This is a genomic window from Acinetobacter bereziniae (genome assembly GCF_016576965.1).
GTDB lineage: Bacteria > Pseudomonadota > Gammaproteobacteria > Pseudomonadales > Moraxellaceae > Acinetobacter > Acinetobacter bereziniae.
Window position 1 is genome coordinate 3,406,535 of the sequence record NZ_CP066119.1, and the last position, 20,565, is coordinate 3,427,099.

24 protein-coding genes are annotated in these 20,565 nt (G+C 39.0%); 1 reads left to right on the forward strand and 23 read right to left on the reverse strand.

Annotated features, from left to right (window positions below):
- Positions 1–130 precede the first annotated feature (130 nt).
- The 20 genes from I9192_RS15885 to I9192_RS15980 form a co-directional block, all read right to left on the reverse strand.
- Positions 131–631, reverse strand: coding sequence for a hypothetical protein (locus I9192_RS15885; RefSeq protein WP_200149906.1), 501 nt, complete (start codon positions 629–631; stop codon positions 131–133).
- Positions 631–1,140: a glycoside hydrolase family protein gene (locus I9192_RS15890; protein ID WP_200149907.1), complete on the reverse strand. Its 510-nt coding sequence runs from the start codon at positions 1,138–1,140 to the stop codon at positions 631–633. The genes I9192_RS15885 and I9192_RS15890 overlap by 1 nt, the downstream gene beginning before the upstream one ends.
- Positions 1,124–1,399, reverse strand: a complete 276-nt coding sequence (locus I9192_RS15895; RefSeq protein ID WP_200149908.1) for a holin — start codon at positions 1,397–1,399, stop codon at positions 1,124–1,126. Before I9192_RS15895 ends, I9192_RS15890 begins: the two co-directional genes overlap by 17 nt.
- Before the next feature lie 20 nt (positions 1,400–1,419).
- Entirely contained in the window at positions 1,420–2,358 is a 939-nt protein-coding gene (locus I9192_RS15900; RefSeq protein WP_200149909.1) for a phage baseplate protein, read from the reverse strand.
- Positions 2,359–2,392: 34 nt separating this feature from the next.
- The gene (locus tag I9192_RS15905) at positions 2,393–4,609 is read right to left on the reverse strand and encodes a hypothetical protein (RefSeq protein WP_200149910.1); all 2,217 of its coding nucleotides are present in this window, start codon (positions 4,607–4,609) and stop codon (positions 2,393–2,395) included.
- Between the two features lies 1 nt (position 4,610).
- The gene (locus I9192_RS15910; RefSeq protein WP_200149911.1) at positions 4,611–5,312 is read right to left on the reverse strand and encodes a phage tail tip lysozyme; all 702 of its coding nucleotides are present in this window, start codon (positions 5,310–5,312) and stop codon (positions 4,611–4,613) included.
- Between the two features lie 71 nt (positions 5,313–5,383).
- The gene (locus I9192_RS15915) at positions 5,384–5,806 is read right to left on the reverse strand and encodes a hypothetical protein (RefSeq protein ID WP_200149912.1); all 423 of its coding nucleotides are present in this window, start codon (positions 5,804–5,806) and stop codon (positions 5,384–5,386) included.
- Positions 5,807–5,856: 50 nt separating this feature from the next.
- Entirely contained in the window at positions 5,857–7,320 is a 1,464-nt protein-coding gene (locus I9192_RS15920; protein WP_200149913.1) for a hypothetical protein, read from the reverse strand.
- 47 nt (positions 7,321–7,367) lie between these two features.
- Positions 7,368–8,336 (reverse strand): hypothetical protein, encoded by a 969-nt coding sequence (locus I9192_RS15925; RefSeq protein ID WP_200149914.1) that lies wholly within the window; start codon positions 8,334–8,336, stop codon positions 7,368–7,370.
- 10 nt (positions 8,337–8,346) lie between these two features.
- Positions 8,347–8,892 carry a hypothetical protein gene (locus I9192_RS22385; RefSeq protein ID WP_227567174.1) on the reverse strand — a complete coding sequence of 182 codons (546 nt, stop codon included), beginning with the start codon at positions 8,890–8,892 and terminating at the stop codon, positions 8,347–8,349.
- A complete protein-coding gene (locus I9192_RS15935; protein ID WP_200149915.1) occupies positions 8,889–9,521 on the reverse strand; it encodes a DUF3450 domain-containing protein in 633 nt (210 codons plus the stop codon). The genes I9192_RS22385 and I9192_RS15935 overlap by 4 nt, the downstream gene beginning before the upstream one ends.
- Positions 9,518–9,718: a hypothetical protein gene (locus I9192_RS15940; RefSeq protein ID WP_151805895.1), complete on the reverse strand. Its 201-nt coding sequence runs from the start codon at positions 9,716–9,718 to the stop codon at positions 9,518–9,520. Before I9192_RS15940 ends, I9192_RS15935 begins: the two co-directional genes overlap by 4 nt.
- A gap of 3 nt (positions 9,719–9,721) precedes the next feature.
- Complete coding sequence (locus tag I9192_RS15945) at positions 9,722–11,332, reverse strand: packaged DNA stabilization protein (protein ID WP_200149916.1); 1,611 nt, start codon at positions 11,330–11,332, stop codon at positions 9,722–9,724.
- Positions 11,325–11,948, reverse strand: coding sequence for a hypothetical protein (locus I9192_RS15950; protein ID WP_200149917.1), 624 nt, complete (start codon positions 11,946–11,948; stop codon positions 11,325–11,327). The genes I9192_RS15945 and I9192_RS15950 overlap by 8 nt, the downstream gene beginning before the upstream one ends.
- Before the next feature lie 2 nt (positions 11,949–11,950).
- Positions 11,951–12,424: a hypothetical protein gene (locus I9192_RS15955; protein WP_200149918.1), complete on the reverse strand. Its 474-nt coding sequence runs from the start codon at positions 12,422–12,424 to the stop codon at positions 11,951–11,953.
- Positions 12,425–12,484: 60 nt separating this feature from the next.
- Positions 12,485–13,720, reverse strand: a complete 1,236-nt coding sequence (locus tag I9192_RS15960; protein WP_200149919.1) for a P22 phage major capsid protein family protein — start codon at positions 13,718–13,720, stop codon at positions 12,485–12,487.
- An 11-nt stretch (positions 13,721–13,731) separates the two neighbouring features.
- Positions 13,732–14,535 carry a hypothetical protein gene (locus tag I9192_RS15965; protein ID WP_200149920.1) on the reverse strand — a complete coding sequence of 268 codons (804 nt, stop codon included), beginning with the start codon at positions 14,533–14,535 and terminating at the stop codon, positions 13,732–13,734.
- 1 nt (position 14,536) lies between these two features.
- Entirely contained in the window at positions 14,537–16,741 is a 2,205-nt protein-coding gene (locus tag I9192_RS15970; protein ID WP_200149921.1) for a portal protein, read from the reverse strand.
- Complete coding sequence (locus I9192_RS15975) at positions 16,738–18,027, reverse strand: PBSX family phage terminase large subunit (RefSeq protein WP_199953636.1); 1,290 nt, start codon at positions 18,025–18,027, stop codon at positions 16,738–16,740. Before I9192_RS15975 ends, I9192_RS15970 begins: the two co-directional genes overlap by 4 nt.
- Positions 18,002–18,778: a terminase small subunit gene (locus I9192_RS15980; protein ID WP_199953635.1), complete on the reverse strand. Its 777-nt coding sequence runs from the start codon at positions 18,776–18,778 to the stop codon at positions 18,002–18,004. Before I9192_RS15980 ends, I9192_RS15975 begins: the two co-directional genes overlap by 26 nt.
- A gap of 275 nt (positions 18,779–19,053) precedes the next feature.
- Between I9192_RS15980 and I9192_RS15985 the strand changes: the two genes are divergently transcribed.
- The gene (locus I9192_RS15985; protein ID WP_199953634.1) at positions 19,054–19,347 is read left to right on the forward strand and encodes a hypothetical protein; all 294 of its coding nucleotides are present in this window, start codon (positions 19,054–19,056) and stop codon (positions 19,345–19,347) included.
- Positions 19,348–19,358: 11 nt separating this feature from the next.
- Here the strand turns inward: I9192_RS15985 and I9192_RS15990 are convergent, their stop codons facing one another.
- The 3 genes from I9192_RS15990 to I9192_RS16000 all read right to left on the reverse strand — a co-directional run bounded on the left by I9192_RS15990 (position 19,359) and on the right by I9192_RS16000 (position 20,559).
- Positions 19,359–19,550 (reverse strand): hypothetical protein, encoded by a 192-nt coding sequence (locus I9192_RS15990; RefSeq protein WP_199953633.1) that lies wholly within the window; start codon positions 19,548–19,550, stop codon positions 19,359–19,361.
- Positions 19,551–19,613: 63 nt separating this feature from the next.
- Complete coding sequence (locus tag I9192_RS15995) at positions 19,614–19,985, reverse strand: hypothetical protein (protein ID WP_199953632.1); 372 nt, start codon at positions 19,983–19,985, stop codon at positions 19,614–19,616.
- Positions 19,986–20,100: 115 nt separating this feature from the next.
- On the reverse strand, positions 20,101–20,559 hold the full coding sequence (locus I9192_RS16000; protein ID WP_200149922.1) for a helix-turn-helix domain-containing protein: 459 nt from the start codon (positions 20,557–20,559) through the stop codon (positions 20,101–20,103).
- Positions 20,560–20,565: the final 6 nt, after the last annotated feature.

A 20,565-nucleotide genomic window follows, 5' to 3' on the forward strand; every position in this document is an offset into this window, starting at 1 on the left:
CGTTTTTTATCATATCAATATTGGAATTTAATACTACATATTGTTTAAATTTAAAATCCTGTTTAAAGCGTATAGCCCTAAAATTTAGGGCTTTAATTAGCGATTTTTTATACAAAGAGTTATGCAGTAATTAGTTCTCAAACCATGCTTCTTCTAATCTTTCTGCATCAGCTGCGTGTGCATCAGCTGCTTTTGCCACTGTTCGATATTCAGTAATGCAGTTTTCGAATAACTCACTGTTGGTATCGATGTATTCAATAATGGTTTCTTTGGAAGCACTGGACAAGCGACTGCTTGCAATTTTGAGCTGCTTTGACAGGCTGTTAGCGCTGGCATTAGCAAGATCAGCATCAGACTTAATTTGTTTAATTTTGGCATTGTACTTTTGCTCCGCTTTTAACTGTTGTTCAGACCACTGTTTCTCTTTAAGTGCTGCCGAGGTTCTGGTTTGTTCAGCCAGTGCATTAGCTTCAGCAACTTCTGTTTTGTATTTGGCATTCAATAATGTGAATTCATTTTTAAAGTGATTTACACGCCATGATTGAACACCTAAAGCCGATATGGCCAAAAATAAAAAAACCGCCATTGCGATAATGACGGTTTCATAAAATTTTGCTAAAAATGCTTGCATTACTGCACCCCCATACACTTGCTATAACGATCTTGTTGCCGTGTCCAAACGCCATAACAGCCATTAGATCGAATACTACAATCACGCTTTGCAACATATTTGTATTTCAATAATGAAGTACATGCTTGCTTATACTGCCCTGCTTTGAGATTACGAAGCATTGATGAATTGCTAAAAGCTCTCATGCCGTATTGATATGAAAAATCAAGATATAGATCATATTCGGTCTGAGACAACTTCACACCTTTCAAAAGATTCTTATAAGTTACCTCAAGCTTTGAAACATCATTTCTAAGCCACTTATCCGCTGTTTCTCGTGAAATAGCAGGATCTGACATTTTTACTGGTTGACCATTGGGCTTAACTGTAGAACCATGCCCTTGAGTCGGTACATCTCCCTTTACAGGAATCACAGGTTTAGCTGTATAGCCCTCATCCTTTTTTACAGCAACAAAAAAAACAGCCGAAGCTGTCAATAATGTTGCTAAGATTTTAGTCTTGTTTGACATTACACTCTTCCTTCAATTTTTTTAATCGCAATTGATGTTCTGCCTTACGCATTTCATGCTCTACTTTTTCACGGCGATTTTTCGCAATTGCAAAATAAAGTTGAATAAATAAACCTATTAAGGCGACACAAAGACCAGCCCAAGCAATGAAATCAATATTCCCGAGATATGCAGCAAATGAAGCTACACCGCCACCAACTGTAACTTTTTGAGTGATTGCAACCGTACTTGCCTCAATTGCGCCTTGTGTTTCAGACATAGTTTTCCCCAATTTTTAAATTATGCTGTACGCTTCCATATGGCAAAGACCATTGATGGCTGTACGTTGTTATGTGCTTCGTCATTTCCTGACATTGAGTTAGCGTCATCCCAATTCGGAATAAAGCCTTCGTCTGGTCGCTTACCTGGTCCGTATTGCCAATTCCATGATTGAACTTTAACTGCTCTGGCATCGAATTTTGGCAACTGCCCTTTTGTTAAAACAACTTCATATTCACCTGAAGTACTGCCAACTGTTTTAGTCCAGTTTGGATCTCCTGCAACATCAGACCACCCGACAATTGCCCGACCTTTTGAAACTTGTAACCAAGTACCATATCCCAAAGTTGTCGCAGGATTGACATTACTGAGAGATAGATAAACTCCATCAATCGGAATTTTGACTTTATCAAGCTGTGTATCAAATTCCTTGATGACTTCAGCAAGCTGATTTGTAAAATCATCTTCCATTGCTTTTTTAGCAGCATCAACAGCAGCTTTAATCGCTACGTCTCGATCTGTTTCGACTTCAGTTTTGACTTGTTCCTGTAGATCGGCTGTTGTGTCAATCAAGTCATTGATCTGATCTGTATGCTCATCGCGTGCTATTTCAAGGTCTGACACACGTTGCTCAAGATTGTTTGCGCCTCCTGAGTTACCATCGATGAGTGCTTGAGCAATAGACTCAGCATCAGCAATGCCGTCACCTTCTTCAATCAAATTGCCCTCAGCATCGAATACTTGGAAAAAGTAATCGCCTGAGATGTAGATCGATGCACTCCCCATATCATCAAGGATAACCGGGTAAGTATTAAGGTTTTGCATACCCTTGTCTGAGTATGTGTCTTTTTCAGTTGTTGTGCTTCCAGCTTCATAAGCAAAGACTTGACCGCCTATTAAGGGTTGTCCGTTTTTGTCAAAAGCACGGTATCGCACTGGGGCTAGTGGATATGCTGTCATTTTGTACCTGCATTAAAAAACCGCCTTTCGACGGTTATTGGTTTGGTAAGTTAGATCCTGAAATTATTCCTGCTTTAACGAGACGGTCTATTAATTCAGGGCTAATAATACTTGGAGCTGCTTCACCTGCTATTGAGGGGTTCATTGCTTGATTCACTGCCCTAGTTTCAGGGATATCTTTAACGGCACTGAGTGCTACTCGCACCCCAGGTTTATTTAAAATGCTCATAAAATGGTTAAATAATGATGATCCTGAATTGGATCTATTTACATAAGCATGTCTAGGTTCCGTAATAAGATAATCCGCAGCCTTCTTAATATCTTGTAAGTGTGCTACCTCTTCTGGACTAAATACTGCCAAAAGTTTTCTGCTACCGAATGCTTTAAGGGCATTTTTCATTTTAGAGGGATTGAACTGCCCATTCGTACTAAGTGACTTTTCAGTTAAATCTTTAATAAACTCCTGCTTAATATTTGCTACTGCTTGAGGATTAACATTTTTTAAAACCTCCATCGTCTTGGATAATTCTTCCACTTTCCCATTAAGAATTCTTGATTTGTATAAATCGTCATAATTTATTGAGCCTTTAGAGGATTGCTTGAGAATATCCTGTAGCATTGGGATTTGATTTTTTAATTCTGAATTTGACTTATATGCTTCCCGAGCAAACTTATATGCTTGTGCAGCATCATTACCACCAGTAGTTAATAATCCTGCTAAAGCTTCATCTTGTCGCTTATTCAAAGCTTCACGAACAACACCTAACGCATGGGTTGTAGCTGTTTTTTCACCATTGTTAAGTGATGATTTATAGTGCGTATTTAATACCTTAATAAGCTCCTCACCTTTCTTTAACGTAAAGTATTGAGGATTTTTCTCAATTTGAGTCACAATACTTTTAATATCAGAAGGCAAGAATGAAGCTAAAGCTTTATCTTCTAATTCAGTAAACACATCATTAGCTAAACCCTTACCATTGATTAAAATATCCCCTCCACTTGCTTTGGATGCATAATCATAGGCAGCATTTACAAATTGCTTGTTCTGATCAAGTTGGTTTAGTAATGACTCTCCTGCTTCTTTTGCTGTTCCAAGTTTATCAATAGAACTTCCACCAGTATTCTTGGCAGCATCATTAAGAAGGTTTGTAATTTGCGTACTGTCATTAATAAACTTATCTCTAAGAATACTTCCTGCATTTTGAATTTTTGCCAATTCAGCCTCATGTTGCCATTGGGCAGCATCACCTGAAACTTGAGCCTTAGTACCCTTTAAGCCCAAACGATCAAGTACAACTTTTCGTGCTACAGCAGTTGGATTTAAATTCTTACCTGATTGGACTGCCTTTATCGCATCATCACGTAAATTATTCACAATAGTTTGCGATAGATCATTTAATGAAATACCTTCAGGGCGTAAAGCAGCTTCTAATTTTTCATCAATTGACTGCAATAGCTGTTGAGTTTTCTCTTGAGAAAATTTTGCAGATACAATTTTTCCCAATTGAGTTGATTTATCTACAACCTTGCTAACACCTTCACCAATTTTTTGTCCAACAATACCACCTGCCGCCCCTCCGATGCCCCCGGCAATAGAATTGGACAACCGATCACCTGAATCTTCTGCAAAACTAGCTTCTCCAATTCCAGAACCTAAAAGAGCATTTTTAGCAGTAGATTTAAATCCTTCCTTAGTGAGAACCCCTGCTTTGTATGACTGCCCTAAAGCAGCAAGTGGTGCGGTTACCGCGATCTCTGTACCTAATTTAGCCCAATCAAAGCCTTGGTTATTTGCTTCACGACGAGCGGACTGAAAATCTTTCCAATCTTTAAATTGGCGGGTAAATTTATTATAGCCATCTGTTGGCAAATATTTGGTACCAGTTACTTTATTAACCCCCTCACTTAATAGATCTCTTGCTTTGTAATATGCTTGGGCAGCACCCCCACCAATTTCGGACCCATAGATACCTGAAGCAATAGACTCATCTAGTGTTACTTTTCCTGCATCTTTAGCAGCTTGAGCCATACCCTCTTTTTGAGATGCTTTCCAGTCGAATGGTTTGAAGTTTGCTCGTTGCTGTTGTTTTGCCATAGCAACCAATTGATCTGCTGTTAGTTGCGTACTTTTCTTTGGTATTTCCTCACCATCAACACCAATTGTTGTGGAGGACTGCCCTAAATCTACTGGGCTTTTCCCTTTGTTTTGCCTTGCTAGTTGAACCAATTGATCTGCTGTTAATTGAGCCATGTTATGCCCCTTTGCCTAATTGAGGTAATACCTGTGATATTTGGTCTTGGTTTAAAAAGCGATTTGATTGTGATTCCTGTTGTTGATTAAACTGCGGTAAAACATTAGCTATCTGATCTTGTGATAAAAACCGTGATGATTGATTTTGATTTGACATTTTCGGTAAGCGTTTTGCAATTTGATCTTGAGTTAAAAAACGCTGACTAGGTTGTGGTTGTCCAACTTCTCCACCCATTGCCTGATAAAACTTATCTCTATTCACATGCCCAGATTTATAAACAGGATCGTCATAACGCCATCGGATAAAGTTACGACCTAGCACAGCTGCACCTGTCTGATAATCAACATCTGGATTATTTAAAAATGTTTGAGCGGTCTGTCGATATTCTTTTTTATTACGCATCTCATCTATAGAAAATCGAGCCATCATGTTTAAAGCATCTTGAGTTGGCGCGATACCATTTCCACGAATCAAACCTTGTGCTTTCAATGCTGAATATAAAGCCTGCCCTCGGCTCCCTTGCCAAGACAACATCCCTAAATTGGTTGCACCATTTTTAGGGTCAATGTGAACACCAAAAAGGTTTTTAGGACTAAACGAACCTTCACGTCCAACCTCTGCCGTGATAATTCTTGCTTGATTGGGTGACAAGCCTGCATTCAAGTAGGCTTGATAAACTTGTTTTTGCAATAGACTTGCCATACTTTTCTCCGAGCATTAAAAAACCCACTGAGTTAAGTGGGTTTAAATAATCTAAGCTTTTTTAAAGCACCCTAGGGTGCTTTTTTTTCTTCATTCTCAATTTCATCAATGAAATCATAAAAAGGATCAAAACCTTTATTTTTTGGCGCTTCTAAATTTGAAATCTTTTCTGAGAGATCACTTATTTCTTGTCTAAAGTCTTCATTTTCATTTTCCAGTGTTTCTAATCTATCATACAACTCTCTAACATTATCAGCCAAAGCATTATGATGTCTATCAAACTCATCAGCTAAAAAAATAATTCCATTCGATATCTCATTGTCAGTTCTGAAATAAACGAACATATAAGATAAAATAAAAGCAAGAATCCAAAAATTAAAATTGATTAAATAGTACATAATCAACCAAATAATTAGAAAAGCTATAAAATTAATAATTCTTTTCTTTGTTGATTTTGCTCTTATTTCAAGCATTCTATTTTTCCAAGTATCCATAAATCCCCCATCGTAATGAAGGATTTATAGCACATAAAACAATCAACCTTCTACTGAATGTTGACACCTTGAGCTTTAAACATATTTACTGCATCTTGCACGCTTATTCCCATTTGTTGCGCAGCTTGTCTTACCTCTGTCATCGATGTAGACATAGATTGGTTTGATCCTGCATTTTGTTGACTTTGGGGTTGTTGCACACCATTTGGATTTGCATGGAGCTTAGCTAATTTACTTGCTTTTACTGCCGCCCCAGACATAATTTTTGCAATCTCACTCAAGTTGGATTGTAAGGTTTTTGGGTCTAGATTTATATCTAGATTGGCTATAGATGTTGCAAGACGTTGACCTTCTGCATCGGTTAATGCTCCCAAACCTCTCATCTTAGCAATCTGGTTTAAAAATACTTGTGATTGCAAAGTTTCAATTTGTGATGCAAATTTCTTTTGAGGTGAACCTGGTATTTTCGCAGCAATTCCATAGCCTCCTGCAGTGCTATTAAGTCCTTTAAGATCATTAGCTAATTTCGCTGCCAAAGTCGAAGCAGTTGCTGCACTCTTAGCAGCATCTTCATATCCAAGAGCTTTTTCAATACGTTCAGTTTTTTGAATCTGTGTTTCTGCTCCTTTTGGTTTTTGCTTAAATGGTTGGTTGTTACTTAAGAGAAAAGGCTCAATCTTACCTGCATTAGGACCCGATTTATAATATGCATAAGTAATACCGTCTTCACCCTGCATTGTTTCAATTTGACCCTCTTTGTAAGCAAGTTCCTGCTCAGCCAGAATCTTATCCTGCTCCAATTTATTAGCAGCAGTTTTGGCTGTTGAGTCGGCAGTATACTTACTCGCATCATTATTCATGCCTGTTGTTTTGATGCTTGTTTCATTATTCATACGAGTTGTTTCAATACTCGCTTCATTGTTTGCAATGGTGTTTGCTTCAGGTTGCATATACTTGATAGGATCAGGAGTTCCAAACAATCCATAGCTTTTCCGCATATTCTCAAAAGCATCTGGACCACCTTGATTGTTAGCAGCTAAACCGGTTAATTGTGCTTTTGTCGCTTTAATAGTTTCAGGCGGCAAACCATATTGAGAACCTAAAATCTCTAACTTTTTCGCTGCATCTGTCGCATCTGTTGATGTAGCAATCAAATTAGAAAGTAAAGTTTGTCCTTTTTGAGTATTCCCTAACTCTTTATCCCTTGTTTCCGCAATAGTCTTAGCATTATCAATTCTCTGCTTCTCTGCCTCCTGTTGAGCCTTTAATTTGGCTGCATTTTGTTGCTGAATCAAACCAGACAAAGTATTAACCATGCCTGATTGATACGCTTGATTAGGATTTGTTTGAGCAGATTGTAATGCACCGGCTAAATTGACTTGACCATCAGAACCAGTATTTTGAGCAAGTAAGCGAGATAAGATGCCTTGTTGCCCAATGCCTTTAACTGTGTTGTAAGTATCAAGAGAGTTCCCAATCACCTTATTAAAATCAATTTCTGGTGCCTGAGCCATCAAGGCAACTCGAGTATCCAAAGGAATAAGTGACATTTCAATTCTCCTTAACTTGTTTTGGTTGGGGTTGCAGCCACAGGTAGATTCAGCCACTTAGACATTAAGGCATTCCCTGTTGGACTTCCCATAAACGCACCTGCCGCACCGCCTGCAAGATTCAATAAATTACCTAAACCTTGGCTCCGTGCATTCGCTGCGCCTACGATGCCGCTTGCATTGGCATTCGCTGCGCCTAATAACCCATTTGCCTGAGCTGTTGCACTATTGACCCCTGCATTAGCCAAAGCATCAGCCGAACCAAGTACACCGCTTGCATTTGCTTGAGCAGAACCAAGCAAGCCTTGTGAGATGAGTTGAGAAAGTGAAGTCTGATTATTCGCTACATTTGACGCATTGTTATACGTCATATTGCTCATATTGTTTGCTGCACTTTGCCCCATGCCTGCTGTTGTGGCAAGGCGGTTAAATGCATTCGCTTGATCGTTAGAGTATCGGTTATAGGCGTTTTGATACTCTTGGCTTGCTAAATCACTGTTGTAGTTATTCAAAGCCTTGAGCGTTGCGCCACTAAGTAGACCACCACTTGCAGCAGCACTTGATTGAATACCATCCATGCCTTGCTGTTTGCGAAAAGCATAACCTGGATCGGCATTGAAATCGGATGCGCCAAAGCCACGAGTTAAACTGCCATCGGCTAAACCCTTTGATAATAGTCCTGTTGCTTGTGTGCCAAGGTTTAAATAAGGGTTTTGATATGCACCTGCATTTGCCAAACCACTGTTTAGAGTTGCGTTTGCAGTATCATAACCCTGTTGCAAATTGCTATTTGAATCAAGGTAGCCTTGGCTCAAAATCCCTGAGCCTTTAAGTGCTGCATCTGATTGTGTTTTACCAGCATTGTTGTATGCACCTGATAGCAAACCGCCTGCTTGATTCGCTGCATTAGCTTGTAGTGATGCTGCTTGTTTTGCTGCTTTGGCTGCACCTGAGCCAGTGAGAGAACTGAGTAAGCCCATAATTGACTCCTTAAATGAATCCAATTGCTGTTGGCAAAATGCTATAAATACCTGGTGCATTTAATGATTGTGCTGAGTGAATCATAAAACCAGAATCAATTTTATCGACGTAATATACGAATTGATTCAGAATGTTGCCTATATCTAGTTGATGTCCTGCTGGTCTTATCACAGTTGAATTTCTTGGACCTAGTTTTGGAAAATAATTAGGGTCAGTAATAGTAAATATTTGCCATCCTGTACCACTGATACTTATTTTCATCCTAAACAGTGCTTTAACCCATAAAATATTGTCTTTGATACAGAATTGAATGCCACCTACACCATCAATAAAATATTCTTCAGCATATACGAGATTATTATCAGCATTTACTAACGTACCAATCTCATTGATGCTTACCCAATTCCAAGAATCACCACCGCCACCACTAATCCCTAAGTTCTGCCGTGCTTGTTCTGCTGTGGTTGCACCTGTTCCACCGTGCTCAATGGGAACAACATCATCAGGCTCAAACTCACCTAATCCATCCGTTCTGTGCTTTAAAGGAATTGTCATAAGGTCACCATCTGAATGTTTTGCTGAGTGCCATCAGACAAGAAAAATGGAAGTTGAAAATCGCTTGTCAGAGGAATGTTTTGAGCTGTTCCATCACTCATAAAAAATGGAAATGATAATTTCACTGCCACAATTTCGACCCATTCAAGATTTTTTCGTCCATAGGTCTTGTCATCAAATGGGGCTTCAACAAAACTGGATCTTGCTAAATTGTTGATTTGTTCTTGTAGATCAGTAAATTTATCTTTTGATTCTTTTTGAGCATCTTCAAACGTTTTTTTCAACTTGTCTAAAGCAAGTTGTAATTGCTGAATATCGTATTCAGTCCGCTCTACACGCTTATTGACTGTTTGAATATCTTGAGAGGTTGCAAAATTATTTGAAGCATTTGTGATTTGATCATATAAAGCATCAATTTCCTTTTGCTGTGCTTCATTATCATTTTTTGCTTGTCGAGCCATCTCAATTGCTTGATTAGCAATTTCTTTAATCTGAGCAAGTGTATCGGCATTATTTTGACTTGAGTCAGAATAGACAGAATACAAATGCTGAAAAAAAATAAGCCAGATTGTTGTCATCTGGCCATTTTTATCTACGAGTATATCTCTTGAGGGGATACCTTGTGTCATTCGAGTATCCCCTCAATAATTACAATCTTGACTGGTTCGGAACATCGAAGCCGAAAGACTCGATCTCGACCAGAGCCAAGCCGACGAGCAATTACACGTTTACGATACTCACCCTTTTTCCCCAAAGGAATCAAGCGAGTATCAGACCATGTATGACCGTTATCGTCTGACCAATTCAGTTGTAAAAGTGGTTCCATAAATTATCCTTGAGGTGATAAGCAAAAAACTGCTCCACCTCCAATAAACATCAAAGTTGGATTATCTGGTTCATATCTTCTATTAATTACATTTGCGTCAATTTGTTCGAGCGTGATTTTTACATATTTATTTGTTTTATTGATAAAAGTAACATTTGAAACATCATTGTAAGAGGGATCAATACTTGGTTTAAGTTGATCGGTTAACCCTATCATTTCAATATTAAAATCTTCTTTTAAGATTTGCTTGACTGGTCGAGCAAGTTCATCAAAGAAAGGTTTGTAAGATTCTAAAATCTCTATGCCATTCACATAATATTTGAATAAGCCATATGCTGTAAACTCCCCGAATGTCACTTCACTTATAGCGCCTTCACATCCTATGGGTTCAGGATTAACAGGATCTTCTTTCTTAACTTCACCATAAAACCCAGTTTCACAAATAATCTGTAGCTGATTAAAGCGAGTCAACTTTTGATCTGTGATGACGGCTTGTGCAGTTCTTTCACGCAAAATCAATTCACCGTCATCAGTAAAGATATTGTTATCTAACTGATAAAGCTTGCCGTTGCGATAATCTCCAACAATATGAATGTTGTTAAAGTAAGCGTGATGTTGAGAACGATGACGCTCATGGAGTCCTTGAGCATTAGCAAATGAACGTTGATGCCAAAGACCTGTTGATACATCAAAACAGAATGTGACATTTGCCGATGGGAAAGAAATCACATAAAAAACGTGTCCTTCCATCTGATACGCATAAGCCATCGCATCAGTAGTCTTGCTAAAAGATGCGATTTCTTCTTCAAGCGCATGTGTTGAGATTCGTTCAGGAATACCGCCTGCGCTCATCACAATTTGACTACCGCCGAACTCACTTACACCAAGCCAAATCACACCAGTAGACAGCGAAACGATACTGTCAGGGGCAAGACAACCAAATGACATTGCACCGCCTGAAAGTCTTGAAAATGGTGCATTTGACGAGCCTGTTCCGTAATAGCGCTCAACACTTTGAGAGCCGAACAACCATAATTCAGAAGAGTTGAATTTGATGATAGCGGTCACGTTGTCAGGTGTAGATTCTGCTGTTGCATAAGACAAAGCATTGACATTTGTACTATACAAATCAGACCAATGAAACTGTCCTGTATTCGCTTTATTGAAAACAAAACGCCCATCCAAAAAGACCACGTGTGTTGAGCGTGGAATTGCTGAACCTGACAAACGTGTGAGGATTAGTTTTTTAAGATCAAGCGAATATGTATAAGTACCATTCACAATCAGCGCAACACGCCCATTATCTGCAAAGCGCACAGTACCAAGCGCACTGATTGAGCCGACTTCAACCAAATCAAATTTATTGGCTTTGCTGTGATAGAGCTTATTGCCGATGACCACAAGCAAAGCGCCATTGGATAACACATGCAAACCACGCACAGCAGACGTTACACCCTGAAAAATCTTTTTTAATCCTGGTGTAGGCATCAATGCTGCAACTCTTGAACCGTTTGTATATTCAATCGTTTGCGGATACCAATTAATGCAATTCTGACAGCTCATGCTTTGAGCTTGCATTTTGTATGCAGGTCCGACCAAAGGCAGTTTAATCATGATAATCCCAATGTCTCCCCCTGCTTATTCCCATCAATACTGGATCGGGTTTTACAGGTGTAGGTGTAGATTGCGCTCGATGCATGATGCGCATTGCTTGCTGATACTGTTGTTGCACATCTTGCGTAATTGGCAGTTGATATTCAGGTGCAAGCTCAATTGCCAAAGCGTATTTGATCGCACGAAAATACTCATTAGGTATCATTACATCATCAGTTGCTTTAAGCGGAAACGGCGGACTAATCAAAGATTGAATAATCAATATCCCTGTGATTTTTGCTGGAATACGCAATGCATAACCATTGGGCATTTTGAAATATTCAATGCAATTTTTAGGCTTGTTTAGGGCAATATCACGATAAATTTTGATTTCTTCGCCATTGAGCTTGGCATCATCTGAAATCAATTTTGCTTCGACTTGATGCAACGAATTGCCGTTAAGATTGATCTCAATGTCTTGAGTTGAAAACACATAGTCTCGTGATGTAGACCACTGCCCCAGTAGCATATTTAATGATGAGACTGCATCACTTAACTCGGCATCTGTCATATTTTCGCCTGACGCTACAATGCCGATTACACGCGCTGAGGCATGGACTAAATCACGAACTTTCATGGTTATTCTTCCGCTTTAACTGGTTGAGTCAATAAAGCAAGCAAAGTCTCTTTATTGTCACGCTTTAAATATGCAATGCCTTTATCATCAAGAATTTTTTGAAGTTGTGGGGTTGTTAGCGAATTGTAATCAGGTGATTCACTTACAGTACCAATAGGTGTTGTGTCGCCTTGTATTTCTGCAATACGAGCCTTCATAGCCTCTACATTGTTCTGAAACTCATCGAGTTGTAATCCTTTATGAACAAGTTCTTTGCTGATTGCATCAAATTGTTCAATGGGTACAAAAGCTTTTTCAAAATCTTCGCTTGATGCACTGTTAGGCATCTCACCGGAGATTTGTACTTGTTCAATTTCTAAATCCGCAAAATCAACATAGCCCAACTCACGTAATTCAGATTCATGATTTTGGTTTTGTGCGATTTCATATTTGTAAGACTTCACAGAACCTATATAAAGCATTCGTGGGTAATTCATTTTTCTTTCCCTCAAAATGACAACGCCCCTAAAAAGGGGCATGTGTTGTCATGAAATAAATTAGCGTTTCATACCTACACGACCTGCATGATTGCCTCGGATTGTTGTAAATCCATAAAGAACATCAAGACGTGTATCAGTGTTAAGCGTTTTAATATCGCCCCCGGTTTGAATCGTTAGGGCAAATGCATCGGACTTAAACATATAGCCATCCGCACTTGGAATCACACCAATTGGCACGAATGCAGCAGCAAAAGCATGAGGATCAAAAGCTAATGCTTGTTCAATCAAATCACCTTCATCACCAATAAACTCTAATACAGCTGAATCAACAGGAGACTTGTCTACAGTTGCATTTGCATTTCGTTTAGCGTTTTGGTCTAGATCCGGAATAATTTCAGGATAAATTTTCAAAGTCGCTGTTGCACCACCTGCATTTACTTTCTCGAGTACAACAAACTGCATTAAATGCGATGTTTTTTGACGTGTTAAAGGATGAAGCATATATACACCAGGAATAACAAAAACCTGACCTGCTTCAATTACATCTCCATTTGCCAAACCTTTGACAGCCAGCGTACCACCTGTTTGAGCAGCGGCATTAGTTGTAATGCCTGTCGTTTTACCATTGGTTAATGACCAAATATGCTCAGACTCAAAGAAATCAAAACCACGAGCGCGACCTACATATCCCTCTTTGTACTGTTTTGAAATTTCAGGATTAGGATTAAAAAGGGTTCCGCTACTATCAACAATGTCATTTTGCAAATCGCTTGAGGTAATTACTTTACGATCTGAGTCTGGTGATAATGCACGATTCATTGCTGAACGAATACGACCAAATGGTGCAAGTGGATGTTTTTCATTTGCCCCATACAAAGTGAAGTTGTTCACTGTAATGATCGCTTTTTTAAGAATATCAGCGTCTACAACGGATGCTAAAGAATTAACTGCAGGTTTCAAAAAACGTTCTTTATAGTCTGCTAAGTGAAGCTCACGTTCATATACACCGAAGTTCAAACCAACGTGTTTATGTGTATCAACTGTTAGAACAACGTCCTGCTCTTGAGCATTAATATTCTGATCATCTTCATTCAGAACATTACCTTCAGTTACGACAGGTACAGGAGGAATACGGATTGTAACTTTCCCACCTTTTTTATAGCCGTCTACTTCCTTACGAACATCTTGTTCACGATCACGGCTAACTGCACGTACGAAAACAGACTTCTCAAGAAGCATTGCAGCAGCTTCTTTAGCGATCATAGAGTGCGTTAAAATTTTATTGTCTGACATATTTATTTACCTTACTTGATTAAACCACGAGTTCGCAAAAAGTCATTGTCAGATCCTTTAAATGGATCTTTCTTCAAGTTTGCGCTTCCTTTTGAGGGGTTTACGGGGTCGGGGTTGTTCGGAATTTTTGGAGTTTTAGGATTATTTTTGAGTGAGGCACGGATTTCACCAAGCTTCAGCAATTGATGTGTTGGTGACATACCGAGTAAATCAACAAAATCAACAGGGTCTTTGCCGATTTCATAAAGCACAGCAGGCGCATCATCTCCCAATTCAAGCACCGCAGCGCCCAATTGTTCAGGTAATTGCCCACCACTGATATTGACCAGATTGCCAACAACTTGCGCATAATCAGTATGTGATTTCTGAAATTCAGCTTCAGCAGCATCAAGCTTTAATGCTTGAGCTTGTCGCATTTGCTCATTACGCTGTTGCTCAAATTGACTTTGATATTTTTGATTGGCTTTATCTTCCTGATATTTTGCGAAAGCTTTTGCGTAATCATCAATTGAATCAAATTCATGCAACTGCGGTTCTGCTAATGCCTTTTGTTCTTGAGCCGCGTATTTTTGCTCTAACTCCTGAGCTTTTCGAATTGCTTCGTTTTTCTCCCAAGTCAGCTTCGCAAAACGTTTATTAATTGCACTTTGCTCTTGCTCAGCTTTATCCTTTTCTGCTTTTTGGGCAGCTTCGGCTTGCTGTTCTTCTGTTAACTCAGTTTCACCGCCATCACCTTGAGTCTGTTCAGATTGCTCTGTTTCAACTGGTGGTGTGGTTTGTTCGGTGGTTTCTGTTGATTGCTCTGTATTTTCCATTTTACTGCTCACTTATGCCTTGGAAGCCGCCAAGTTCGGGGTTTTGTTCATCTACAGCCATGTTTTGCGTATCAATCCCAATCTGACCGTCATCGGGTACGAAATTTTGTTGCTGTCCCTGTGGATCAATCATTTGCTGTTCAAGCATTTGTTGATCTTCAGGCATTAAAAAACCGCCCTCTTGAGGCGGTTCTTGATACATCTGTTGTTCTGGTGGTGGTTGATTCTGCATATCAGTCTCAAGCCATTCTTGAGGCGGTTGCATGTGTTGCAAAATCATATTGATCGCACCTTTCAACTCTTCCAACTCAGCCTTAGCGACATTATTGAGTTGAGCAACTGCAAGTGTTGTTTCAGCTTTGAGGCGCTCAATCTCAAACTTGGCTTGACGCTCTGCATTCTTATCCTCAACTTGTGCTTGAGCTTGCTGTAATGCTTGTTGAAGCTGTTGCATTTGCTGTTGATACTGTTGCATGACAGCTTGTAGCTGTGGATCTTCACCGTCTTGCGTTAAAGCAGGATTAAGAGATTTTTTGATGCGCTCAACAATATCTTCAAGCATATTGCCATCATCAAATGCTTTGAGTAATAAGTCAGGTGCGACTTGACCGATCTGCGGAACAAACTGAAGCAACTCAGTAAGTGCTTGCTTATTCTCTTGACGTTGACTGATAAAGCTTGGACCTGTCGACATACGAATATCATAACGACCTACGGTTAAGTTATTCAAAATGCCATCTATCACACCATCTTGCTGCCCTTGAGGTGCAGGCGCATTGATTTGCACACGCTCAGTCTTGTTATCTTCGCCAGTGATGCGTTTTACCATCTGCACTGAATAAGCTTTTTGATAAATACCAATTAACACACGTCCAACCTGAGCAAGCGATTTGTTCAAGTTATCAGTGATGTGAAAATGGCTTACATCGGCGCGCTGTTGCAACATGCCAATAGCTTTACCTGAAAGCCCTCTTTCATCGCTCCCCATTGCAGCAGGTTGCATATTGAGAATTTGCTCAATGCTTTGCTTCGCTCCATCTGCTGCATTTAAAATGCCATTAAGTGCAGTTAATGAAGGTAATTGTTGCGGTGGTGCAACAGGTTGATCTTGGTCGTTAATGTGGTTATAGCGCAATACCTGATAGTTGTTAGGATTAGACCACTCTGTTAAGTCACGAGAAGCCTCAACAGAAATCAAATATTGCTTTCTCAAACCTTCTATAATCTGTTGAGCTTCTGACGATTTCCAAAAGTTATAGAGCTTTTGAGGATCTCGAGCAAAATGCACCATCGAATACACATAACGCTTCTCACCATCCCAAGTCACATCGCCATATACGGGAATAATCGGCAACATTGGCACAATGAATTCACGATCTTCTAAAACCTTTGTGCCTGTAAGCTTGTACCACCAGCATTTTTCTTCGTAGCTTTCACGCTCTTTAACAATTAGAGACGCATCGTCTGGTTTGTCGTATGTGGTTGTATTATCTGCCAACAAATACAATGTTTTTGCTTTGCGCTGAATCTCAAACATTTCAGCAACACAAACCGTTTTATCATCATGATTGAGCCATTCACTATTTTGAGTTGTATCATCAAAATCGCTTGCTGCATCTTCACCGTATTGGTCGATAATGTCAGCTCTCGGCAACCACGTTTTAATCACGACATAACGAGCGTCTGAGCCGTCTAGCTCTTTGCTCATTGGATCTAAAAAAACAGATTCAGGGTTGTGAATTGTGAGGATTTTTGGCTCTTGCTGAAAGCTATCAGGAGAAACATAATCAACATGAATACGGACGAATCCCATACCGCCATAAACTACACCTTCCACCCCTGCATCATAGGCATTATCAGCACCGCTTGTAATTTCAGTATCACGCAACAAACCGTTAAAGATTTTTGCTATTGCTGGGTCTGCAATATCATCGACAGGTTCAGCTTTGATTTGCTGACGATTTAAACGTGCTGAGTTGATTTGCTGTTTGCAATACGTTCTAAGCACATTAAATGTGAGTGTAGGAATGCCATCTTTCTCACGCTCTTTACGGTCTTTTTCGCTCCACTGAGCTTTATCAACCGTGACAAACTGACGATCTTCTTTACCCATTTCATAAATTTCGTGCCAGTAGTCCTCAGCCTCATCACACATTTTACGCACACGCTCAAGAATGTCAGTGCCTTGTTTCTTCTCTTCTGTCATGACAATGTTGTCCTTGTTGCAAGTGGTGGAGGTGGAGATTTTTTACTCGTTGGCATTTGCATTTTATTGATATTCAAAGCACCTTCGCCAAACGCATCCGAACCATGAGATGCCCAATCATGGACAGGAGTAGCCTTGAATTGTTCCAACTTATCGTTAAATTCACGTCTATAGTTTTGCAATGCTCGAATACCGTATTTACATTTCTCGGCATCAAACCAACAATTTTTTAAGAATTGGCGTGTTGCCTCAATTCGATCTTCTACATTGAGTCTTGCACCCTTGGTCATACGATAGCCTAACTTAGCCATCGTTTGCTCACGACTAACGCCACTCGATAAATCACGCGCAGCGATATCATGTGGTGCAAAATGTTTACTGTAGTTATAGCCAACCTGTTGTTTTTTCACGTCTAAGATTCGAGCATAATGTGCAAGTGGTTCATTATTCGCTTCGTAGTAATCAATGACTCGAACCTCTTTACCATAGATCTGAAAAAACCAAATTGCTGTAGGGTCTAAAATCCCCAAATCCCAAGAGGTATAAACAGGTAAATTGGGGTCATGCGGTACTTTGCAGATTCGATTTTCACGTTTGATTTGCTCAAATTCGGCTTTATAAATCGCACCGTCTGCAATCTCTTTGGGTTTCCCTAAGTAGATATGCTCGTAATTATCATAATCTGTGGCTTTCATTTGTTCTGCCAAAGCAACCAATTCAGGTGGACAGTTTTTATTCTCATGATAATTAATCTGTACAACGATTGTGTCATCACGCTCAGGCAATACATAATCTGCATACACCGCATCACTTGGCAACTTTGGATTCATACTCATAATAATCATACAGTTCTCTGTACGAACTACAGTAGGAATCAAAATCGACAATGAATAAGCAGATACCGTTTGAGCTTCTTCAATCCATGTGATTGTTGCACCCTCAAACGATTTTATTGAATCTACAGTGTGATTTTGCAGACCTGAGAAAAAGAACTCTGTACCGTTTACACCGCGAATCTCTGTATCAAGCACCAGGTAAAATCTACCCAGCCCTAACGCTTCAATACGATCTGATAAGAGTTGGTGAACTGATTGCTTGATTGATTTCTGAATCTCACGACAGCAAAGAATACGGTGCTTTTTGCTTGCGCCCTCAATCAGTAAGAAATCCGCAATTTCCCAAGATTTACCACCACCACGTCCACCATGAAAGACATAAAATAATTTGTTATTGATTAAGTGCGTATAAAGGGGCTTGAACTTAAGGGGTACTTTCTTCTCCATCATTTTCAAATACCACCCTTATGCTTAAATCAATTGGACCACCATCAGCACCAGTATGCTCATGCTTCACTTTCTCGTTAAACATCCCAATATGCTGACCTACCAACTTCAAAGCTGCCATTTGATCATGCATTTTGACTTCAACGCCTTCTTTGGTTTGCTTGGCACCTGCATACAATAATTGAGCTGATTCGCTTAAAGTTGAAGTATCCTCAATGTGTATATAGCCTTTTCCCTCCCCATCACATGATGGGCATTCTGGATGAGGCGCTTTGGTTCTGCGAAATCCATACCCACCAATATCGGTAGGATAATTAGCCCTATAATCAGGATCTTCTTTTTGGATTTCTTTTTCTTCTGCTAATGTTCGTTGCAAAGCGTTTTCAAATTCCGCCTCATCACGCCATTGGTATTGATGATCTTCACCCCAACAAAAACGGCAATTGACGAGCTTATGTTTTACCAATTCACGTGGATCTGCTGTACCTATTGCCCAAAGCCGAGATAAAACATCAATTTGCTCAATTTTTAATTGTTTTGCTCTCTCTGACTTCAAGAAATCAATTCTTTCCTGCACCTCAGGTCGACTAAATACAACCCATCCATGCTGACGAGCTGACCTCTCACTAAACTTCGCTCGTATCGCTGTTTTAGTGATATTTAGATCAATCAAATACTCATGACAAAACAATTCATATTGCTTGTTTTTAAGTGGCTCACTCCCTTTCGGAAGCTCAATTTCTTTGTCTTCCATTTTTACCTCATATATCTAAAAAATATAAATTTATAAATTTTAAGTGGCTTTATGCTGTATTATTTAGAACTTAAAAATTAGTCAATAAAGGAGTTAATTAAAATGTTCAAAGTTGGGCTTTTGAGCGTGCTTTATAGGTTTGTTCTAAAATTCTGGAATTCTTTGTCAGAAGATCAAAAAACAGATATCAAAAGAGAAATCATGCAAATTTTTGAAAAATTATTTCGTGACTACTATAGAAAATACAACAAACAAAAAAATGGGTGATAAAGCATATGTCTAAAGATAATTTAAGTTTTAAAGAGTTTGTTCAAAATCAGAATCTCGTACCTGAAATTTCAACCACACTACAGAAATCAATTACCACATCAATGGTGACATCGACCAGTCTCACCCCAAGTAAAGCAATTAAATTTAAGGGTGATTTGATATCGGAAGCAACTTCTCCGGAGACTATTAGTGAAATTAGCGATCTCATTGGAAAACCCAAAGACAATGAAAGTGAAGATGAATTTGTTAGTAGATCAATGGATCGATTAGCCACCTTTTTTACTAAAAAATTTAAATAAATATGAAGCAACTAGGTGCTAATAAATCTAGTTGCTTTATTCAGTCCATCTTCAATATTCTTCACATACTCATTAATCTGCTTCACTCTCAACTCACATTGATTTTTAAACGCCCAAGTCGAATTGAGATGATTAAGTGAAAGTAAGCGTGCTTTGTCTTCTTCAAGTAGTTTTAGGTTCTTTTGTGCTTCGACCTGATTCATACCACTTTCCTCTAGGCATTAAAAAACCCCAACAGTGTGGGGTTAGGTTAAAAATTGAATACTTTATTCAGGTGTACAATTGTACTTAGTTCCTGTGAGCGCTTTCTTGTACTCTTCAATTTCAGATAAATAGCTTACTTTCATTTCTAAAAATTCATCCTTTGATGGGGATATCATTCCTACCTTTTTGAGCATTTCAGTGTAATCACTATAATTATCAATTATATAACTCACAAAATTAATCTTATCTAGCACTGATAAACAAACTAGATTAGTTGATTGCGACTTATCACTACTTGAAAATGCTATGGAATTAACAACTGAATCATCCATTGCTTTAGATAGCTGATTATATTTGTTTTCAAAATCTTGGTTTTCATATGCAAATGAGTGACCACAAATGAATAATGTGAATATTAATAGAATTGGTTTCATGTTATTGACTACTTAATTTTTTCACATTGTAAACTAAAAATTGTTAAAGCATTAAAAAACCCCTCGGAAGGGGTTTGGGGTTTTAGATATTAATTATAAGTATCTTTGAGGCATATCAAGCAACATTACATTCACTTGAATGCCAAGATTGGTTATTACCATATGAGAAGGTCACATTATCGAGGACAAGGGTTCTTTCTTGATGATTCAGTGCCTCAATCATCTTTCTTAGTTCACCATCACCATGTGCATGCTCTTTGTATAGAGCACGAAACAATAGTTCTGTTGGTTTACCCATAGAACCCCTGTCGTTTTCCCAATTACGAATACTAGATTCACCAACCCTCAATAAGCCAGCTAAGTTCTTTTGCGATAAGTTCATTTCTTTACGCAAAAAACGAATTTCTTCACCGTTCAGTTCAGGTCTATTAGTAATCAGGAAAAGACCGATAGCATCATGTAATTGATGAACTGAGTGAATAGATACCAACTCACCATATTCCTCATCATTCTCAATTGAATAGCCATCTTGTAACCACACGTTACTTAAACCACATTCTTCATAGTGATACATTTTTTT